This window comes from Streptomyces sp. SID14436 (assembly GCF_010548465.1).
Taxonomy (GTDB): domain Bacteria; phylum Actinomycetota; class Actinomycetes; order Streptomycetales; family Streptomycetaceae; genus Streptomyces.
Map to the genome: position 1 here is coordinate 1 of NZ_JAAGMD010000856.1, position 4,265 is coordinate 4,265.

The 4,265-nt window shown below is 75.0% G+C and carries 4 protein-coding genes; all 4 read left to right on the forward strand.

Going from position 1 to position 4,265, the window contains the following annotated elements:
• Positions 1-161 precede the first annotated feature (161 nt).
• The 4 genes from G3I53_RS31585 (at position 162) to G3I53_RS31600 (ending at position 3,961) form a co-directional block, all read left to right on the forward strand.
• A complete protein-coding gene (locus tag G3I53_RS31585) occupies positions 162-854 on the forward strand; it encodes a nucleotidyltransferase family protein (RefSeq protein ID WP_164333577.1) in 693 nt (230 codons plus the stop codon).
• Between the two features lie 68 nt (positions 855-922).
• Entirely contained in the window at positions 923-1,210 is a 288-nt protein-coding gene (locus tag G3I53_RS31590) for a BON domain-containing protein (protein WP_031102218.1), read from the forward strand.
• A complete protein-coding gene (locus G3I53_RS31595; RefSeq protein WP_164333576.1) occupies positions 1,207-1,971 on the forward strand; it encodes a metallophosphoesterase in 765 nt (254 codons plus the stop codon). Before G3I53_RS31590 ends, G3I53_RS31595 begins: the two co-directional genes overlap by 4 nt.
• Before the next feature lie 334 nt (positions 1,972-2,305).
• Complete coding sequence (locus G3I53_RS31600; protein ID WP_164339312.1) at positions 2,306-3,961, forward strand: alkaline phosphatase D family protein; 1,656 nt, start codon at positions 2,306-2,308, stop codon at positions 3,959-3,961.
• Positions 3,962-4,265 lie beyond the last annotated feature (304 nt).

The window sequence follows — 4,265 nt, forward strand, 5'->3', positions numbered from 1 at the left end:
CGCTGGGCGCCCGCCGCCGTGCCCCGGCCGGCTCCCGGAAGCCGGCCGGGCGGCCCGTGTCGCCGCGGGCGCTGAGGGTACTCAGCACGGGCGGAACACGGGCCCGCCCGGTGCGCGGCGGGCCCCGCACCCCGGTCCGGGACGAAGGGAATGGAGTGGCGATGACGGAGAACGGTGACGACACCCCGTTCGTGGGCAGGACGGGGATCCCCGACCTCCGCCTGGCCACGGACGTCTCCGGGCAGGCCCCGGTGGGCGTGGCACCGTCCGACGGCCCGGAGGCGGAGCTGCCGCGCGACCGCAACCAGGCCATTCTGGAGGCCGCCAAGCAGGTCGGCGCGGTCCTCAAGCGCGCGGAGCACCCGTTCGCGCTGGCCGGCAGCGTCGCCGTGTACGCGCACGGCGGCAGCGGCAACCTCCAGCACGACGTCGACTTCTGCGTGCTGCCCGAGGACGCCGAACGGGTGGCGGCCACCCTCCGGGAGGCCGGACTGACGGTCTACACCCCGCCGGAGGACTGGCTGATCAAGGCGCGGTGCTTCGGCCAGGACGTGGACATCATCTTCGAGATGGCGCACCGTCCCGTCTCCGCGGAGATGCTCGGCCGGGCCGGAGAACTCCCGGTGGATTCGGTGCGGATGCCGGTCCTGGCGCCCACCGACCTGCTGTGGAGCCTGATGGCCTCGTTCTCCGAACACCACTGCGACTTCGGCGCGGTGCTGCCCATCGCCCGCGCGCTGCGGGAGAAGGTCGACTGGGAGCGGGTGCGCCGCGACTGCGGCGACGAGCCCATGCCGGCCGCCTTCTTCTACCTGCTGGAGCGGCTGGACGTCATCCGGCGCCCCGGGACGTGAGGGGCGCCGCCGAGGAGGGCCGCCGTGCGCGCGTGCGGCCGTCCGAAGGCCCGAGGAGAGGAGCACCCATGAGCAGCCACGGCACCGCCTCCGCGGGAGGTGTGCCCCCGGAGCAGAGCCCGGAGTACCGCGTCGCCCACCTCCAGGAGCGGCTCGCCGCCGGGGAGCCCGGCGAACTCGGTGTGCGCGTGGAGGTGCGCGGCGGGGCCGTGCTGGTCACCGGGACCGTGCCCTCCGCCCCGTGCCGCGAGGAGGTGCTGCGCACCGTCCGTGAGGAGCTGACCGGACTGGAGGTGCACTGCGACCTGGTGGTCGCCGACGCCTCCTCGCCCGACCACGCGGAGGAGCTGACATGATCCGCATCGCCGCCGTGGGGGACATCCATCTGGGCCCCGACAGCCGGGGCCTGCTGCGGCCCGCCTTCGACACCCTGCCCGAGTGCGCCGACGTGCTGCTGCTGGCCGGGGACCTCACCCGGCACGGCACCGTGGAGGAGGCCCGGGTGGTGGCCGACGAGATCCGGGGGCTCGGCGTCCCCGTGGTGGCGGTGCTCGGCAACCACGACCACCACGACGACCGCCCCGCGGAGGTCGCGTCGCTGCTCCGGGACGCCGGCGCCCGGGTCCTGGAGGGCGAGGGCACCGTGGTGGACACCGGCCGTGCCCGCATCGGGGTGGCCGGCACCAAGGGGTTCGGCGGCGGCTTCCCGGGGCGCAGCGCCGGGGAGTTCGGTGAGCCGGTGATGAAGGAGTTCGTGCGGCACTCGCGGGAGCGCGCCGACGGGCTGCGCACCGCGCTGGAGCGGCTGGCGGGCGAGGACTGCGACGCGCGGGTGGCGCTCACCCACTACTCCCCCGTGCCCGAGACCCTGGCCGGGGAGCCCCTGGAGATCTATCCGTTCCTGGGCAGTTATCTGCTGGCCGAGGCGATCGACACGGCCGGTGCCGATCTCGCCGTGCACGGCCACGCGCACGCGGGCACCGAACACGGTATGACCACGGGGGGCGTGAAGGTCCGTAATGTCGCCCAGCCGGTCATCGGCCGGGCGTTCCACGTCTACCACCTGCCGGTCCGGGAACGGGTGGGCTCCGGCCCGGGTGCCCGGCCGGCCGGCTGAGCCCGTTCCCGCCCCGCCACCCCGCTCCCGCACAGCCCCGCTCCCCCAGCGCCGTCGGCATCCGCCGGCGGCGCTGTTCGTCGTGCGCGCCGGGACCCGCGTACCGCCTCTTGTGTGAACACCCCGCCCGGTGCGCCCGGTTTAGGCATTTTGTCTGCTTACCATGCAGGCTCCGCCTCCCGTGATCGCTGTCGCCACACACCGGGCACGGGCGGCGGACCGCGCCGGCCGGCGGGGTTCGCCGCCGGCCTGCGCGGGGCGACCGCCGGGGGCCCTTTCGCTCGTCGTGCCGTTCGTCGACCGACCCGCCCGCCCCCGCACGAGAGGACACCCGATGGCGCCGACCGGCCGCCTCCGTGAGCACGCCGCCTCCCCGCACGACGCCGAACTGCGCGACGCCGCCCCGCGCCTGGCCCGCCGTCGCTTCCTCACCGTCACCGCGGCCGCCGCCGCGCTCGCGTTCACCACCAACCTCCCCTCCCGAGGCGCGTTCGCCGCCACGGAACTCGACGCGGCCCGCATCACCGCCGACCCGTTCACCCTCGGCGTCGCCTCCGGCGACCCCCGGCCCGACTCGGTCCTGCTGTGGACCCGGCTCGCCCCGGCCCCCTTCGAGACCGACGGCGGGCTGGGGCAGCAGCGCGTGTCGGTGTCCTGGGAGGTCGCGCTGGACGACTCCTTCGCCGTGGTGGTGCAGCGGGGCACCGCCCTCGCCTACCCGGAGTACGGCCACAGCGTGCGTGTCGACGTGCGCGGCCTGGTCCCCGGCACCCCCTACTACTACCGGTTCCGCACCGGCACCTGGATCAGCCCCACGGGCCGCACCCGTACCGCTCCCCAGGCCGGCAGCGCCGTGCCGAGTCTGCGGCTGGCCGCCGTGGCCTGCCAGGCGTACCACGACGGCTACTACACCGCGCACCGGCACGTGGCGCAGGAGGACGTCGACCTGGTGTTCCACCTGGGCGACTACCTCTACGAGTACGCGGTGAACTCCGCGGGCGGCGCCCGCGGCTACACCGACCGGGTGCTGCCCCCGGTGTTCAACCGCGAGACGTCCTCCCTGACCGACTACCGGATGCGGTACGCGCTCTACAAGAGCGATCCCGAGCTGCGGGCCGCGCACGCGGCGCACCCGTTCGTCGTCACCTGGGACGACCACGAGACGGAGAACAACTACGCCGCCGACCGGGACGAGAACGGCAGCCCCCCGGAGCAGTTCCTGGTGCGCCGCGCCGCCGCCTACCGGGCCTACTGGGAGAACCAGCCGCTGCGGGCCGCCCAGCTCCCGCAGGGCCCCGACGCGCAGTTGTACCGCAGGCTCCAGTGGGGCTCGCTGGCCCAGTTCGACATCCTGGACACCCGCCAGTACCGCTCCGACCAGGCCTACGGCGACGCGCCGCACGTCCCCGGTCCGGAGACCGACGACCCGGCGCGCAGTCTCACCGGGGACGCCCAGGAGCGCTGGCTGATCGACGGCTGGGCGGCCTCGACGGCGCTGTGGAACGTGATGCCCCAGCAGGTGTGCTTCTCCCAGCGGCGACTGGACCTCAACGCGCAGGCGAAGCTGTCCATGGACGCCTGGGACGGCTACCGCGCCAACCGCGACCGCGTCGTCGCCGGCGCGAAGGCGGCCGGCGCCGGCAACTGGCTGGTCCTCACCGGAGACGTCCACGTCGCGTACGCCCTCGACATCAAGGACGACTTCGACGACCCCGACTCCGCCACCCTGGGCACCGAGCTCACCTGCACCTCCGTGACCAGCGGGCGGGACGGCGTGGAGCGGCCGGCCAACTGGGACACCTACATGCAGGCCAACCCGCACCTGAGGCACTACGACGGGCGGCGCGGCTACCTGCGGCTCGAACTGGGACGGCACAGCGCCCGCGCCGACTTCCGCACCGTCACCGCCGTGACGACCCCCGGCGCCCCCGTCACCACCACGGCCTCCTTCGTCACGGAGGCCGGATCGCCCGGCCTGCAGCCCGTCTGACGGCGCCGGTACGGGCCCGCCCGGCGCCCCCGTACTGCACATGGCGCCCGACGGGTTCACCAAAGCGCGAAAAGGTGCCCCCGGTGACATCCCGCCGGGCGCCGCGGGCAAGGACTGGGTCCGTGCCGGACGTCGCGGGACCGGCGCCGAGGTGACGACAGGACGTCGACCGCTCGCGGCAGCCCGCCCCCGAACGAAGGAGACCCACCGCATGGCCCACAGACACGCCAGGACCGCCGCCCGGGCGGCCCTGGCCGCCCTCGGCGCCCTCGCCCTGGCCGCGGCCCCGTCCGCCGTGGCCGCC

Bases quoted from the DNA above. Each gene is read 5' to 3' on its own strand.
- G3I53_RS31585 (WP_164333577.1), top strand. From the start codon at position 162: ATGACGGAGAACGGTGACGACACCCCGTTCGTGGGCAGGACGGGGATC.
- G3I53_RS31590 (WP_031102218.1), top strand. From the start codon at position 923: ATGAGCAGCCACGGCACCGCCTCCGCGGGAGGTGTGCCCCCGGAGCAG.
- G3I53_RS31595 (WP_164333576.1), top strand. From the start codon at position 1,207: ATGATCCGCATCGCCGCCGTGGGGGACATCCATCTGGGCCCCGACAGC.
- G3I53_RS31600 (WP_164339312.1), top strand. From the start codon at position 2,306: ATGGCGCCGACCGGCCGCCTCCGTGAGCACGCCGCCTCCCCGCACGAC.